This window comes from Paenibacillus baekrokdamisoli (assembly GCF_003945345.1).
Taxonomy (GTDB): domain Bacteria; phylum Bacillota; class Bacilli; order Paenibacillales; family Paenibacillaceae; genus Paenibacillus_Z; species Paenibacillus_Z baekrokdamisoli.
Window position 1 is genome coordinate 1,153,119 of sequence record NZ_AP019308.1, and the last position, 16,306, is coordinate 1,169,424.

The window sequence follows — 16,306 nt, forward strand, 5'->3', positions numbered from 1 at the left end:
CGTGAGAAGGCCTTGATTCGTCAGGGCCTTTTTGTGCGTTAAGGGCTAACATCCGGGCGGGGGTGTTAAAAAATGCGTTAAGTTTCATACGGAGTAACAATTTCCCTCAATACGCAACTTTTTCTGACAGTTTGCGTCTAATATTCGTCTGAAGGCATCGGCTTGTTCGAAATGCTCGGGACGAAAAATCAGTCATCGAGGTGAAAGATGAAGAAGTTTGTAACCGTTGTTATGCTGTTGTCGTTGTTAATTTCTTTGTTTCCGGGTGATGTGGGGGCTGCAGCCGCACCTAAACTCTATTTGAATGGAAAGCAGCTGCAAACGACCGCAGACCCGCAGATTGTCGGTCAATCGACACTTGTGCCGATACGTACGGTTACAGAAGGTCTAGGTTTTGATGTGCAATGGTCTTCCCCTAATGTGAATATCACGGATGGGACGACTAATATTGTTCTTACAATTGGAAGTAAGACCGCCATTGTAAATGACACCCAAGTTGCACTAGAAGCTGCAGCAATCTCAAGTAAAGATACGACCTTGGTGCCTCTACGGTTCGTAAGTGAACAGCTTGGGCTTGATGTATTTTGGGACTCATCTTCTAATTCCGTGCATCTTTCCCAGAAACCCACACCCGTGATTCCTCCGACAGACGGATCTAACGGTAATGGTGGAGGAACAGGTAATGGCGGTACAGGAAACGGAACAGATGGGAATGGTAATCCTGGTACTACGCCAACTGATCCTGGTAATCAAACTGCAACCGCTGCATTGAAATCTGTTGAGTTTGATGGTGTAGGAAGTGTATTCCTGCCGTATGATGGAGAATTCGGTAATGTGAAGACGGAAGTGCTTCATAGTCCGGAGCGAATTGTTGTTGATCTGCCCTACATGAACTTTGATACTGCTTTCAAGACAGGATTCACCAATACGAATACAAAGCTAGGCGAAGTAGTTGTTGATACGCATCCTTCCTTACAAAAGATTCGTTATTCTTATTATTCGGACAAGCCCTCAACGGTACGTGTTGTGCTAGACTTGGCTGCTGCAACTAATTTTCAAGTATCGAATGTTGATCACACGGTACGTATTGATTTATTGGAAGTAACAGGACCTGTAATCGTTCCAAAACCAGATAAACCAACACCGCCAGGAACAGGTGTATTTACAATTGTTCTGGATGCTGGTCATGGGGCTAAAGATCCTGGCGCTCTTTCGGTAGACGGTCGTCATGAGAAGCAATACAATTTAGAGATAACACTTAAAGTGAAGGCGCTCTTGGATAAGGAAAAGAGAATTAAGCCTTATTTAACGAGATCTGATGATACGTTCGTCGAACTAAATGATCGAGCTAAATTTGCTAACGACATGAATGCAGATTTGTTTATTTCTTTTCATGCTAATAGTACGTCAAATTCCTCAGTTTCTGGAACAGAAACCTACTATAATCGCGATAGCAGCAAAGCGTTCGCAGATATCTTACATAAGCATTTAGTTGCTGGTACTGGATTTGCCGATCGCAAAGTGAGACAAGCTGGCTTTGTTGTTATTAAGAAAACAACTATGCCTGCTATACTCCTTGAAGCTGGATATTTGTCCAACAAAGGTGATGCAACTGCACTGTTTAGCGAAGCGAAGCAAAACAAAATCGCAGCTGAAGTTGTAGCGGGTATTAAAGAATATTTAAAATTAACTTAGGAGTGTGCCGATGAAACGTCAGATGCCCTTTCGAATCATAATTATGCTCGCAACCGTCGCTCTTTTACTTGTACTCAGTGGGTGTGGAGCTAAGACCGTTTCACAAGGTTCGAACACGTCGCAGGAGCCTGCTCCAGTTCAAGAGCCAGAACCAGCTAAGCCTGAAGTGATTAAAGAAAAGATTAATGTTTATTTTGCGGCTGACGATGACTTAACTGCCCTAAAAGAGCAGCAGGTTGAGATTCAGTATGAGACGAATGACCAGAAGTTCGATGCTGCATTTAAAGCTTTGCAGCAGGATGGAGCAAATGGAGAGATGTCCCTTTGGAAAAAGGTGGAGCTCCTTCATACGAAACTAGCAAGCGGAGCCTTGACCATTGATGTTCACCTGCCTGATGAAGCTAGATTCGGAGCTCCTGGCGAAGAGCTGGCTATGCAATCGATTCAGAAAACAATGTTTCAGTTCGACGATGTTTCCTCACTTGATATTCTAGTTGATGGTGAACAGGTTGATAGCCTTATGGGACATGATTCATTAGATCATCCAATAGTGAAGCCAACAACCAAATAAATTAGAGAAAGGATTCGTGAGTATGTCGCAGCACAAAAAGTGGAAACGATTACTGTCATCTTTCGTTATTTTCTCTTTGCTAGCCAGTCTTACGGTGTGGGGAAATACAGCTCATGCAGCTGACGCTATTGCTACTAGCTTTGGTGATGTTCCCTCTGGTCATTGGGCGGAGAAGCATATTACCAAGCTTGCTCTGCAGGGTGTTGTAAAAGGAAATAATGGCTTATTCAAGCCAAATGACAATATTACGCAGCAAGAGGCGGTCACACTCGCTGTCCGTTTTATAGGTAAAGAAAGTGAAGCGACAACGGATGCGGTTTTCCCTGATAATTTTAAAGTGGGAAATTACTTCAAGCCTTACGTTGTTCTTGCTTTTCAACTCGGTCTATTAGATCGGAACGAAGAGTTTAAGCTAGCAGAAGCTAATAAATCTGCATCATGGGGCGAACAAAAGGCCTCTCGTGAATGGATTACCAAATTGCTTATTAGAGCGATCGGCCAGCAGAAGCTCGCTGATGGATTAGCATCAACTGCAATTGCTTTTCAAGACGGCAATAATGTCGGTACAGGCTACAAGGGTTACGTGAATGCAGCTGTACAGCTCCAGCTTGTCAAAGGAGTAACAGCGCAGAAGTTTGATCCTAAGGGCTCTATAACCCGCGCATCCATCGCTACAATGTTCAGCCGCGCAGAAAGTCAATATCCGGTTACTTATGCGGGCCAATTGAATGGCGTGCTCTCTGGTAAGGACAAGACTTCGATTAAGTTATATGGAGCCGATGGTGAGAAGACATTTAACCTGACTTCTCAAACGTATATCACGCGTTATGATTCCGAGAAGTCATCAACTCTGGATCAGCTGGTCCTTCATACGAACGTATTGATCATCACCAGCGGCGATAAGGTCTCATATATTGAGCAGTTAGATGATAAACAGCAGCTTGAAACGATTTCTGGCGACTTTGTAAGTGTTATACCGGATAAGCATATCTTGTACATTCTTGTACAAAACGAGCCAATGCCAATAACCTACAATGATTCAGTAGTTGTGAAGGATACGACAGGCGCTGTGCTTCCAATTACTTCACTTCCAAAAGATAGCAAAGTGCAAATCACTCGTGCAACTTATGGAAAATCAACGCTTGCACTGTCAGTTACGGTTCAGTCCGCACCAATCAATAAGACGGGATCGGGCAAAGCTACCTTTATTGATGCAGCAGCAGCTACCCTGAAAGTAATGAATGCTGCGACTAACCTTGAAGAAACCTATACCGTTTCTTCAAAGGCTGATGTCATTTGGCAAGGAATGATTCTGGATGGTGGAATCTCTCAAATCCATGTCGGCGATACCATTACTTATGAGGTTGTAAACAGCATCATAACAAAGGTTACGGTTCAGCAGACTTCAACAACGGTTACTACGACCGTTCGCGGCCAATTTTACTCAGCAAGTGCTGATGGTAAGACGGTTTCCTATAAGAAAAATGCGGGTACTCCGCAAGAAAAGCTTGATATTAAATTTGTTACTGATTCCGCTGAGATTACCATTGAAGGCCTTTCCGGAACCGTGTTAAGTGATCTGATTCAAGGAGATGTCCTTGATCTAACGCTTAACTCAAGTGATCAAGTAACGGCTATTAAAGTGGTTAATCGTAAGGTAGTTATCTTAAACGGTGTAACCGTAAGAGGCTATGATTCAACGACTAAAGTACTCGATATTACGAGTGCAGAAGGAAAGTTGATCTCTCTTTATTTGACAGATAAAACGAAGATTGATTCTAATGGCAGTTCGATACCGTTAAATTCAGTTGCATCATTATTGGTCAAGAACCGTAAGATAACACTTGGTTACACGGATGATAAAGCGGTTCTCCTGCAATTTGTTTATAAATATTCAGGTACGGTCACTTCCCTTAACACATATTTGAATCAAGTGACAATCGCACAATCAAACGGAACAACGAGTACTTTGCCATTGGAATACGCTTCAAGTGTTGATATCGCTGGCAAGTCGTCATCTACTTTAGCCGATGTCAAAGTAGGAGATACTGTGACTGCCCTTCTTAATGCGAATCAAGATAAGGCTGTTACTCTGCAAGTGCATACTGCAGCTCAGGTTGAAGTCGTTTCTGTAGATGCTGCAGGCAAAAAGCTGAAATTGAAAAATTCCAGTCAAGCAACATCTGAATATTCAGCTTCTGCTTGGGATTTATTCAATGATAATGGGGATAAAATTACACTAAGCAATATCTCTGCAGGTCAAATCGGTAATTTGACTTTTGTAGGCTCAACACCGGTTGCATTCGCAACTGTCAAGGTGACTGTTGGACGTGTGCTGGCTGTTACAACCACCAAATTAACGGTTATGGATTACAATGGTATTGCTTCAGATTTGCCGCTTGGCTCCTCTTATACCGTTTCTAAGAATGGTGTAACAAGCTCATCAGCGGGTATTGTACAGATTGGTGATCGTGTAGAGGTTAAGAAAGATCCAAAGGGGCAAGTGGTCGTTACCATTATCCCAGCTGTTAGTAAGGAATTCTGGAAATACGAGGCGTCGAGCAGTGTATTATCAGTGAAGCGTGTGAACCTCTCAGAGTCCAACATTTATGTAGTCACTTCGAAGACAAAGGTCACCCAAGGTGATGTCCAGATTTCGATTACACAGTTAAAAGATGGAGACAAAATCGCACTCTATTTCTACCAGGATGGATTGCTTGAAATTGTCAAAATTTCTTAAAGAATAAGACACATCCTTGTCCCGGCTCATTTGCCGGGACATATTTTTTTTCAATTTGATGAAAAGTTATGAAAAAGCATGAAAAAGCATGCAAATCCAGTCTTTTAAGGTTGCTTATTGTGACATTTTTCGCTACACTTTGAAGCGAAAGCTCAAATTGGGGGAGAGAGACGCTTGAACGCAAAGGACAAGATGTCGCATATTTTAAGTATCATGGGAGAAATGTTCCCAGATGCTCATTGCGAGCTCAATCACCGTAATCCCTTTGAACTCACGATTGCTGTTCTGCTTTCTGCTCAATGTACCGATGAAACAGTGAATAAGGTAACAGCTTCCTTGTTTCAAAAGTATCAATCGCCTGCTGATTATTTGGCAGTACCGATCGAGGAGCTAGAGCAGGATATTCGTCGCATTGGTCTATTCCGCAACAAAGCGTCCCATATTCAGAAGCTGAGCCGAATGCTCATTGATGATTATGGTGGTGAAGTGCCAAAGCAGCACGAAGAGCTCACAAAGTTACCAGGTGTTGGCCGTAAGACAGCCAATGTTGTCGTATCGAACGCGTTCGGTGTCCCTGCGATTGCTGTAGATACTCATGTAGAACGCGTATCCAAACGACTTGGCCTAGCAAAAGCTGATGATAGCGTGCTTGAGGTGGAAAAGAAGCTGATGAAGCTTATTCCCCGCGAGCAGTGGACCGATACGCACCACCGCCTTATTTTTTTCGGAAGATATCATTGTAAAGCGCAAAATCCGGCTTGTCCGGTATGTCCGCTGTTAGATGTTTGCAAAGAAGGCAAACTAAGAATGAAACCAGCCGTTAACCGTAAGGCAAAACCGACTCAAAAACAAATAAAAGTAGAAGGATGATTAACGATGAAATGCGTTTCCGTGTACACGAAAGATTTTGCTTTGTTTTCCGATATTTATGAGCAAATCATGGCAGCACCCCCAGCAGAGAACGAAGAAATTATTATTGAAGGCGTAACGGTTAGTGGAGCAGGAGACGTACCAGATCAATATATTGAACGTATGCGTGTGAAACCAGAATGTGTCGTTATGAAAGAAAGAGAGCGTAATATCACAATTCTTCAGCACGGTGAAGTGTTTGAAATTTGTATGCCTGCTGCATTGTTGGTGTAAGAAAAGCATCGTCTTATGCGATGAAAGGTTCAGGATACGGGGAGAGAAAGAAATGAGCCATCCTATGCAAACGGCTGCTCATTCGCTTGTTGACGCGCTTGGGGAAATGGCTTCCATCATGGTTAGCACAGGTGACGAGCGACATGCGGAGCAGTTATTAGCGCTTCAAAGTAAGCTGTCAGAGAGTCAATTAACAATTGCCTTCTGTGGTCACTTCTCAGCGGGGAAATCCACTCTTGTGAATCGTTTGTGCGGGACGAACTTACTGCCGTCCAGTCCAATTCCAACGAGTGCGAATGTCGTTAAGATCGTGAATGGAGAGCCGAAGGCTATTATTAAGAAGCTAGTCGATGGACAAGTCGAGCAGCTTGAAGTACCCATTGAACAAGTGAATGATTATTGCAAGGACGGGGAAACGGTGCAATCCGTTTCTTTGTCCTATCCTATACCTAGGCTGGGCACACATACGGTGCTGCTTGATACGCCAGGGATAGATTCAACAGACGACGCGCACCGGATGGCGACCGAATCGGCGCTCCATCTTGCTGACGTCGTTTTTTACGTTATGGATTACAATCACATTCAATCCGAGATCAATTTTACCTTTGCCAAGCAGCTTAAGGAATGGGGCAAACCGCTTTATTTGATTGTGAATCAAATCGATAAGCATCGCGAGAACGAAATCAGCTTTGAGGCTTATCAGCAAAGTGTGGAGGATGCATTTGCTAATTGGCATTTGGAGCCGAGCGGCATCCTTTATTTATCCTTGCGCGAACCTAACCATCCTTATTCCGAGTTAGAGAAGCTTGAATGGCTTTTTGGCGCGCTTTCGAGTGTCCGTGAGCCGCTTGCGATCTGTAGTGTGGATGCTTCTGCACGCCATCTTATCCGGATGCATGCCAAACTATTGGATGAATTAAGTGAACCGGAACGGGAACGTCTTCTTGAGGCTGCTGGTGGAGAAGCGGAAGCGGAGCAGGTTAGAGCTGAGATTACAGCACTTGAAGCCGAGCTGGCTGCGGCAGCTGCCGAAGTGGATGGTTTGCGTACACGTCTGCGCCTTGAGGTGCAGCGTTTGCTTGATAACGCGAATATTACTCCTGCTGCCACTCGCGATTTGGCACAGTCGTTCCTAGAAAGCCGTAAGCCGGGATTTAAGGCGGGTTTATTGTTTGCAGGTGCTAAGACGGCTGCTGAGCAAGAACGACGGTTAGCAGCGTTCTTTGGTGATTTCGCAGCGCAAGTAAAAGCGGGCATTGAATGGCATTTGATTGACCTTCTGCGTAAATCTGCAGATGCCATTGGATGGCGAGATGAAGCTTTGGAGCAGCAGCTCGAAGCTATTTTTCAAGGCCTGCTGGAGCCGGCAATGCTGGTCCAGCGGATTCATGCAGGAGCCAGCTTCAGCGGCGAGTATACGATTCATTACTGCAGCGAGCTTGCCGCGGAGGTAAAGGGTTTGTTCCGCAAGCGGGCGTTGTCGTGGATCGACACGCTGGCGGAACGGTCTGCTGCGGCTGGCGAAGCTGTCGCTGCACCTGTGCGCGCGCGGCTGCGCGAGCTTAGCGCGCAGGGCGAGGCGTTGGCGCAGCTAGCCGCGCTGGCGGAGCGCGCGGCAGCGCACGCTGCATCGCTGGCGGCGCTCATGCCGCCGGCGCCGCAGCGTGCGGAACTGCCGGAGCCGCAGGCGGTCGGCAGTGTGGCGCGAAGCGCCAGCGAGCGCAGCATTAGCGGCGCGGGTGCGGCAGGGACGCTGCGAGTGAATGCGCAGGAGCTCGGTGCGCAAGTCGTCACCGAACCCGCAGCGCAGGCTATAACTAGCGTGCGTTCAGTCACAGCAGTAGCTGCAGCACGGGCTCATGTACACAGCAGTGAAACTGCTCACCATATGACAGCAGCAGCTCCCGCTATTCCTACAGCTACAGCTATTGCTAACAGCGATGCGCTGGCGCCCCAGCGGCAAGCTGCAGACCGTTTACGGCGGGCAGCAGATCTGCTTGGTCCTTACGAAGCACTAGCATCAGCCGTGGAGGCTATGCGTGACAAAGCTAGTCGTTTGCAGCGCAGCCGATTCACTATTGCGTTATTCGGTGCTTTCAGCGCAGGTAAATCGTCGCTTGCGAACGCTTTGCTAGGTGACGCTGCCCTGCCTGTATCACCTAATCCGACGACGGCGGCAGTCAATCGAATTGTTCCGCCTACTCCGGATCATCCTCACGGCACAGCGACTGTTCTGATGAAATCGCGGGCAGTCATGCTGGACGATCTTCGTTATTCCCTGGCGTTGATCGGTGAAGAGGCAGAATCACTTTCTGATTCCGCCTTGCTGCAGGCTATCAGTAAATTATCGCCTGATGGTGTGCATGCAGGCGGCCGACCACACTATAGCTTCTTGAAAGCCGCAGAGAAGGGCTGGCAGGAGCATGAGTCGCTGCTCGGTAAGCAGCTTGCTGTCGATTCAGAAGCTTATCGTCGTTACGTAGCTGAAGAATGGCGCTCATGCTTCGTAAATGAGATTGAGCTCCACCATGATAACCCGCTTACAGCACAAGGGATCGTCCTTGTTGATACGCCTGGCGCGGATTCGGTGAATGCCCGTCATACAGGGGTTGCCTTTAATTATATTAAAAATGCGGATGCTATTTTGTTCGTAACCTACTATAACCATGCTTTTTCCCAGGCTGACCGTCAGTTTCTTCTGCAGCTTGGCAGAGTGAAGGACCAATTTGAGCTGGATAAAATGTTCTTCATCGTCAATGCAGCGGACCTAGCATCGAGCGAAGAAGAGCGAGACGGGGTACTCGCGCATGTGGAACGCAATTTGCAGCAGCATGGCATACGTTTTCCGCGTATGTTTCCTGTGTCCAGTTTACAAGCGCTTGAGGGAAAGCAGAACAGTGATCAAGCTTTAATCGCTTCATCAGGGATTGGCGCTTTCGAAACGTCCTTCTTAGCGTTTACACAGCAAGAGCTCGGTGCACTTGCTGTGGCCTCTGCTGTACAAGAGATAGAGAGAGCACGTCATACGATAGCAGATTGGCTGGAGTCGGCATCAGGTGATGCAGCTACGCGTGACATTGCACGAAGCCAGCTTATGGCTCATGCAGATGACGTACTTCATCAAGCGGCTGAGCTTGAGAAACCGCAAAGCAATCCAAAGCTGGAGCAGGAGCTGAAGGAGCTGTTGTTCTATGTCCTGCAGCGCATCCAGTTCCGATTTGGGGATCACTATAATTTTGCCTTCAACCCCTCGGTGCTGCAGGATGATGGTCGTGACCTTCGTAAAGCGCTTTGGACAGCATGGCTAGAGCTGCAGCGTCTGCTGCAAATCGAGCTTGCCCAAGAGCTGCAAGCAACGTCACTACGGCTTGATAACACCCTTAATAAGCTCGCAGCTAAGAAATTCCATGATACTGCGGAAGAAGTCGCTCAATCACTTCAAGGCTTTACAACAGCTGCCTTCCAACCCTTAGCCTTGTTAACGCCAGAAGAGCAGCCAGCTTTTCAAGCGACAGGCATGGAGTCTAAGCTGCTGTGGGGCCGGTTCAAATCACCTCGATATTTCTTTGAGGGTGAGGGTAAGGCTAAGCTTCGTGAAACGCTTGAGATCGAGCTATCAGAGCCTCTCCAAAGCTGGATGAATCAAGCCCAATCGGATTGGAGCACGAGATACGGAGAGTTATGGAATGAAGCCATGATGACTTGCGCAGAAACTCTCCGCAAGGAGATTAATGCCTTTATCCAAGGAAAGCAAGCTTCATTGAGCGGTCATGCGAATTTGGATGATCTTCGACAACTTCAAGCCGCATTATTATCAATTTAACTCATGCATGCTTACTCATAGATGAATATTTTAAAGCGACACCTTGAGCTTTTTCACGGATCTGATCAGATCCTGTGAAAAGCTCTATTTTTTTAGGCAATGAAATCATGCAAAAACAAAAAAAAATATGCAAAAATGGAGCAATATGCACATGTTGGCAACGATTCCAGACGATTTCGAAGAATACCCCCCAATGACTTGACAGAATGCGAAAGTAAGCGAAAATGGCCATCTATATGCGGCTGTGCTCTGTTTGCCGTACGGGATTGATGCTGTTAATATTCATTCATATTCATAATATTGTCACAGAATAGAAACAAGGAGTGGAGAACCCATTGGACGTCTTCAGGCAACTTAAACCGTATTATTGGGACGAACGCAGAAATCTAATTGCTTCGATCGTATGCTTAATCTGCGCAACGGCACTCGGGCTGGTTTATCCGAATTTGCTTCGCATATTAATCGACAAAGTTATTGTACCAAGAGATTTTGAGTGGGTACCTGCATTGTCATTGACAGTTGTCGGTGTCGTCACTTTTAAAGGTGGCTTGCAGTTCCTATCTGGATTGTTCGGCGGGCGACTGGGTAACCGAGTTGCTTTTCGACTTCGGAATGCCTGTTACGAGAAGCTTCAAGCCTTGTCCTTCCAGTATTACGACAAAGCCAAGACAGGCGATCTTATGTCGCGTTTAACAGCGGATCTTGAAGGTGTTCGTAACTTCATTGGTTTTGGCTTTGCCCAAATATTAAACATGTTCCTTATGGTTATTTTCGGGGCAGCAATGATGTTCTCGATCCATTGGCAGCTGACATTGATTACACTCGTTACGATTCCTTTTCTATCCTTTACCGCTGTTCGTTTCGAGAAGCTTATCCATCCTGCTTTCCGCGAGATGCGACAAGCGATGAGTAATCTAACGACTTCGGTACAAGAGAACATTACTGGTGTTCGGACGGTAAAATCCTTCGCTCGCGAATCTTTCGAGATTGAGAAGTTTTCTGTTCGAAGCGAAGCTTATAAAAATAATCAAATCGGCGCTGCAGCGTTGTGGGCCAAATTTTTCCCGATTATGGAGCTGTTTGCAAGTCTAAGTGCGGTTATCCTGTTAGTCGTTGGCGGTAGGCTCGTTATTAACCATTCGCTTACTTTAGGCCAGTTGGTTGCTTTCTTCAGTATGGTATGGTACATCATCGGACCGATGTGGGGCTTGGGTTTTCAAATCAACAACTACACGCAGTCCAAAGCGTCTGGTGAGCGTCTAATTGAGCTGTTAAACCAATATGTACATGTAAAAGATTGCGAAGCACCTATCGTTGTGGATGAGAAAGACGTCAAAGGTCATGTTCAATTCCAAGATGTAACGTTTAACTATGCTGATAAATCACCTGCTTTAACGGAGCTGAGTTTGGACGCACCGCCGGGAACGGTTATTGGATTATTAGGCGGAACGGGTTCAGGTAAATCCACGGTAATTCAACTGCTTATGCGTGCTTATAACATCAAGGCAGGCAAGATTCTGATCGATGGCATAGATATTCATGAAATGTCGCTAGAACAATTGAGAACTCAAATCGCAACGGTCTTCCAAGAGACATTCTTATTCTCTTGTTCCATTCAAGACAATATTGCTTATGGAATGAAGGATATCTCGATGGATCAAATTGTGAAGGCGGCTAAATTGGCAAAAGCGCATGAATTCATTATGGAGCTGCCTGAAGGTTATAACACCATCGTCGGAGAAAGGGGAATGGGGCTATCTGGTGGACAGAAGCAGCGGATTGCGATCGCTCGTGCCCTTATTATTAATCCAAGGATTCTCATTCTCGATGATGCTACTAGCGCGGTCGATATGGAAACGGAGCATGAAATTCAAGCAGGCTTCAAAGAGGTAATGGCGGGACGGACAACGTTTATCATCGCTCACCGGATTTCCTCCCTTCGCCATGCAGACGAAATTATCGTATTTGACAAGGGACACGTTGTTCAACGTGGCAGTCATCAAGAGCTAATTCGCGTACCAGGTCCTTATCTAGATACCTATAACATTCAATATGCCGACCGACCGGCTGCTATCAGTCAAGAGTCATTGGCGTCAGAGAGAAGGGTCGTACTGTGAGTAACGAACAAACAACTCGCGACAATCGCGAGCGGTTTACGTACAAAGATGATGATATCATCGAGAAACCGTTTAACTGGTCACAGCTGAGCAGGCTTTTCAACTACATGAAGCCCTATAAGAAGCAGCTGCTGCCCGTAATCATTGTCATGATGATTCTGGGAACCGCTACTCGCCTTGCCATTCCGGCTATCATTATTCTCGCCATTGATGAAGCGATAGAACCGAAAACCGGGGATGCTAGCTTATCTAAATTATATATGTACGCTGGACTCATGCTGCTGCTCTATGTTATTCAATGGGCGGCTAATACGTACCGGATCAAATTTACGAACGTCATCGGACAACGTGTCATTTATGATTTGCGACAGGATTTATTCCGTCATATTCAGAAGCTTTCCTTTCGATTTTTTGACAAAAGGCCTGCGGGCTCTGTACTCGTTCGTGTTACCAATGATGTTAACGCACTGCAGGACTTGTTCACGAATGGTGTAGTCAATTTACTCATGGATTGCGTACAGCTCGTCGGTATCGTTATCATCCTGCTTGTATGGAATTTCAAACTTGGAGCAGCGGTTATGATTACCGTTCCGCTGATGTTCATCGTTTCATCCGCCTTACGCAAACGGATTCGTTTCGCCTGGCAGGACGTTCGCATGAAGCAATCCCGCATCAATGCACATTTGAACGAAAGTATTCAAGGGATGAAGGTCACACAAGCATATGCACAGGAAAAGGCGAATTTCACCTTCTTCAAACATATCAATGGGGTTAACATTCAAGCGTGGAATAGGGCATCGGCACTAAACCAAGCTTTCGGACCGATCATTGAAGTGACATCTGCGATTGGTACACTTATTTTGTTCTGGTATGGTTCACGTCTTATCGAGCAGGATGCCATTACAGTCGGAGTTCTTGTCGGATTTGCCAACTACATCGGTAACTTCTGGGACCCGATTAACCGTTTGGGTCAGATGTATGCCCAGCTGCTAATCGCCATGGCTTCCTCTGAAAGAATTTTCGAATTTATCGACGAGAAGCCAACGGTAGCTGAGCTGCCTAATGCTAACAAACTCGCCTCTATTCGTGGAGATGTGACGTTCGATCGACTTGTATTTGAATATGAGAAAGGTCGGCCTGCACTGAGAGGGATCAGTCTGGATGTAAAAGCTGGCCAGACGATTGCATTAGTTGGTCATACCGGTTCCGGGAAAAGTACCATTATGAACCTGCTTTGCCGTTTCTACGACCCTAATGAGGGAGCCATTCTTATTGATGGCACTGATATTCGGAATGTAAGTATAGAGAGTCTTCGCTCGCAGGTTGGAATCGTACTGCAGGACACCTTTATTTTCTCCGGAAGCATACGTGAAAATATTAGGTTCGGACGATTAGATGCAACGAATGACGAGATCGTTAAAGCAGCGACAGCGGTGGATGCTCATGATTTCATTATGAGCCTGCCTGATGGCTATGACACGGAAGTAGAGGAGCGAGGGAACAGCCTCTCAATGGGTCAACGTCAGCTGCTCTCATTCGCACGAGCGCTTCTGGCTGATCCAAGAGTTCTAATTCTCGATGAGGCTACCGCGAGCATCGATACGGAAACCGAGCTCAAGATCCAAGAGGCGCTGAAGAAGCTTCTTGCTGGCCGTACCTCATTCATCGTAGCGCATCGCTTATCAACGATTCGGAATGCGGATCGTATCGTGGTGCTGGATCATGGTGTCATTGTTGAACAAGGCACGCATGAAGAGCTGATGCGTCACGGCGGTACTTATAATGGATTGATTGAAGCGCAATATCGTTTCTTATCCGCTTAAATTCTTGATTTTTTGAGCTGGAACCTCCACAATGGAAGAAAAACGAAAATGACGACAAGCTATTCTCGATGGTCATATTCTGTCGAATCTTGTTGTTATTTCGCTTCCAGGAGGTTCTTTTCTTTTATGTACGGATCACCCTTAACCCCTAATGCTCGAAAAATAATGCTTCTTGGCTCTGGTGAGCTTGGAAAAGAGGTCATCATTGAAGCTCAACGCCTTGGTGTGGAAACGATAGCTGTTGACCGTTATGCGAATGCACCAGCGATGCAGGTCGCTCACCGCTCTTCTGTCATCGATATGCTGGATGCAGCTGCCCTGCGAGACGTGATTGTACAAGAACAGCCGGATTTGCTTGTTCCTGAGATCGAGGCTATTGCTACTGATGCGCTAGTAGAGCTGGAGAAAGAAGGCTACCGCGTCATTCCAACTGCCCGTGCGGCATTGTTGACTATGGACCGGGAAGGCATCCGTCGTCTTGCTGCAGAGACATTAGGTCTGGCTACGGCTCCATATAAATTTGCGGATTCGCTGGAAGAGCTTCGGGAGGCGATTGCAGAGATCGGGGTTCCATGTGTCATTAAGCCGATAATGAGTTCCTCCGGTAAAGGTCAAAGTGTATGTAAGTCCGAGGCAGATATAGAGGGCTGCTGGAAAATTGCGATGGATGGCGGCCGGGCGAAGAAACAACGTGTCATTGTCGAAGGTTTTATCCAATTTGAATCGGAAATTACGTTGTTGACCGTTCGATCTGTATCCGGGACAGCTTTCTGCGCGCCAATCGGCCATGTTCAGAAAGATGGAGATTATATCGAATCCTGGCAGCCGCATGAGATGTCTGCCAAGCAGATAGAGGATGCTGAAGCGATTGCTCGAGCTGTAACTGGAGAGCTCGGCGGATATGGTATCTATGGTGTCGAGTTATTCCTCACTAAGGATGGCGTTCTGTTCAGCGAGGTTTCTCCGAGACCTCATGATACAGGCATGGTTACGATGGTGACGCAGGATCTGTCAGAGTTCGCGCTGCACGCCCGTGCTATATTAGGCTTCCCGATTCCGAATATTCGCCTGCTCACCCCAGGTGCATCCTATACACTGAAGGCAGACCGCGAATCCGATTCCTTTCGCATCCAAGGTCTTGATCATGCCTTAGCTGTACCTAATACGCAAGTGCGTGTGTTTGGTAAGCCTGTAACAAAGACAGGCCGTCGTATGGCCGTTGCGCTAAGCTCAGCTGACGATACGGAGCAAGCACGCGAGCTTGCAAGGCAGGCTGCACAATCTTTATCGATTGCCTATGACTAATGGATAAAGAACGGGTCTGAGTATACGCATTCTGACGAGTACGGCCTAGTAGAGGCTCGTTCGCAGTTCGCAAACTCAGGCTTTTTTTGCATCATCCGACAAAGGTAGAAATTTGCAAATAAAGCGGGAAAGCTTTATTTTAAAAAGACAAGAAAATTTCGCTGCACTTACAAAAAATACAAAATAATCAAAAGACAGACAAACTTCTGCCTACATTTGTGAAAGGTTTCAGAGTTAGAGAGGAGACGAAGATGACAAGCAATCGAGCTAACGTACTATGGAGAATGATCGGCTTAACAGCACTTATTTCGACTCTCTTGCTTCTATTTGGCTTTGGTTATTCTGTAAAGGATTTGCTTTGGCCTAAAGGAGAGACTTATCTAGGTCAGAATGCTAATCCTGCGACTCCAGATCAGAGCAGCTTAGCTGCAAGTAAGGAAATTCGCATTACCGCAATAGGGGATTCACTTACGAAAGGAACCGGAGACGCGACAGGCGAAGGCTATGTGAAGCAAGTAATCCCTTTGCTTCAAGCCAAATTCCCAAAAGTACCCGTTAGGCTGAACAATAATCTCGCCATTAATGGTCTTCGTGCTGACCAGCTGGTGACTCTTCTTAAGAATGACAAAGGGTATCGGTTCTCCTTATCTCAAGCAAATGTCATTCTCTTTACAATCGGCGGTAACGATTTATTCCAAATCGCAACTGGTCAATCGGCTAGTGAAGCGACAGGGGATTTGAATTTAGACAAGCTCAAGGCCGAGCTTCCCAAAGGCATAAGTCGGCTCAAAACCGTCATCGAGCTGCTCCATGAGATCAATCCTCAAGCTCGTATTGTCTATACGGGACTTTATAATCCATTTTATGACTTAAAGGATCTACGTGATGGCAGTCTTGAGGTTCAGCAATGGAATGAACAGGCCTATGCGTTCTTGCATCCTTATCCGAATATGACGCTAATTCCGACGTTTGATTTGTTTGAGCGTACGATAGCCAGTTATATTTCCTCAGACCATTTTCATCCTAATCACGAAGGGTATGCGCAAATTGCTGCCCGAATTGTTCAGTCTTTGGAATAGGAGGGGTTAG

10 protein-coding genes are annotated in these 16,306 nt (G+C 46.2%); all 10 read left to right on the forward strand.

Features of this window, described 5'->3' with window-relative positions; all coding sequences use genetic code 11:
* The first annotated feature begins 207 nt into the window (after positions 1-207).
* The 10 genes from EKN16_RS04980 (at position 208) to EKN16_RS05025 (ending at position 16,296) form a co-directional block, all read left to right on the forward strand.
* On the forward strand, positions 208-1,695 hold the full coding sequence (locus tag EKN16_RS04980) for an N-acetylmuramoyl-L-alanine amidase (protein WP_125654188.1): 1,488 nt from the start codon (positions 208-210) through the stop codon (positions 1,693-1,695).
* A gap of 10 nt (positions 1,696-1,705) precedes the next feature.
* Positions 1,706-2,266: a GerMN domain-containing protein gene (locus tag EKN16_RS04985; protein ID WP_125654190.1), complete on the forward strand. Its 561-nt coding sequence runs from the start codon at positions 1,706-1,708 to the stop codon at positions 2,264-2,266.
* Positions 2,267-2,288: 22 nt separating this feature from the next.
* Positions 2,289-5,006: an S-layer homology domain-containing protein gene (locus EKN16_RS04990; protein WP_125654192.1), complete on the forward strand. Its 2,718-nt coding sequence runs from the start codon at positions 2,289-2,291 to the stop codon at positions 5,004-5,006.
* Positions 5,007-5,198: 192 nt separating this feature from the next.
* The gene (nth, locus tag EKN16_RS04995) at positions 5,199-5,876 is read left to right on the forward strand and encodes an endonuclease III (RefSeq protein ID WP_125665863.1); all 678 of its coding nucleotides are present in this window, start codon (positions 5,199-5,201) and stop codon (positions 5,874-5,876) included.
* A gap of 6 nt (positions 5,877-5,882) precedes the next feature.
* Positions 5,883-6,149 (forward strand): NAD/NADP transhydrogenase alpha subunit, encoded by a 267-nt coding sequence (locus tag EKN16_RS05000; RefSeq protein ID WP_125654194.1) that lies wholly within the window; start codon positions 5,883-5,885, stop codon positions 6,147-6,149.
* Positions 6,150-6,201: 52 nt separating this feature from the next.
* Complete coding sequence (locus EKN16_RS05005; RefSeq protein WP_125654196.1) at positions 6,202-9,972, forward strand: dynamin family protein; 3,771 nt, start codon at positions 6,202-6,204, stop codon at positions 9,970-9,972.
* A 335-nt stretch (positions 9,973-10,307) separates the two neighbouring features.
* On the forward strand, positions 10,308-12,089 hold the full coding sequence (locus EKN16_RS05010; RefSeq protein WP_125654198.1) for an ABC transporter ATP-binding protein: 1,782 nt from the start codon (positions 10,308-10,310) through the stop codon (positions 12,087-12,089).
* Positions 12,086-13,912, forward strand: coding sequence for an ABC transporter ATP-binding protein (locus EKN16_RS05015; protein WP_232016227.1), 1,827 nt, complete (start codon positions 12,086-12,088; stop codon positions 13,910-13,912). Before EKN16_RS05010 ends, EKN16_RS05015 begins: the two co-directional genes overlap by 4 nt.
* Before the next feature lie 126 nt (positions 13,913-14,038).
* The gene (gene purT, locus EKN16_RS05020) at positions 14,039-15,217 is read left to right on the forward strand and encodes a formate-dependent phosphoribosylglycinamide formyltransferase (protein ID WP_125654202.1); all 1,179 of its coding nucleotides are present in this window, start codon (positions 14,039-14,041) and stop codon (positions 15,215-15,217) included.
* A 251-nt stretch (positions 15,218-15,468) separates the two neighbouring features.
* Complete coding sequence (locus EKN16_RS05025) at positions 15,469-16,296, forward strand: GDSL-type esterase/lipase family protein (protein ID WP_125654204.1); 828 nt, start codon at positions 15,469-15,471, stop codon at positions 16,294-16,296.
* Positions 16,297-16,306: the final 10 nt, after the last annotated feature.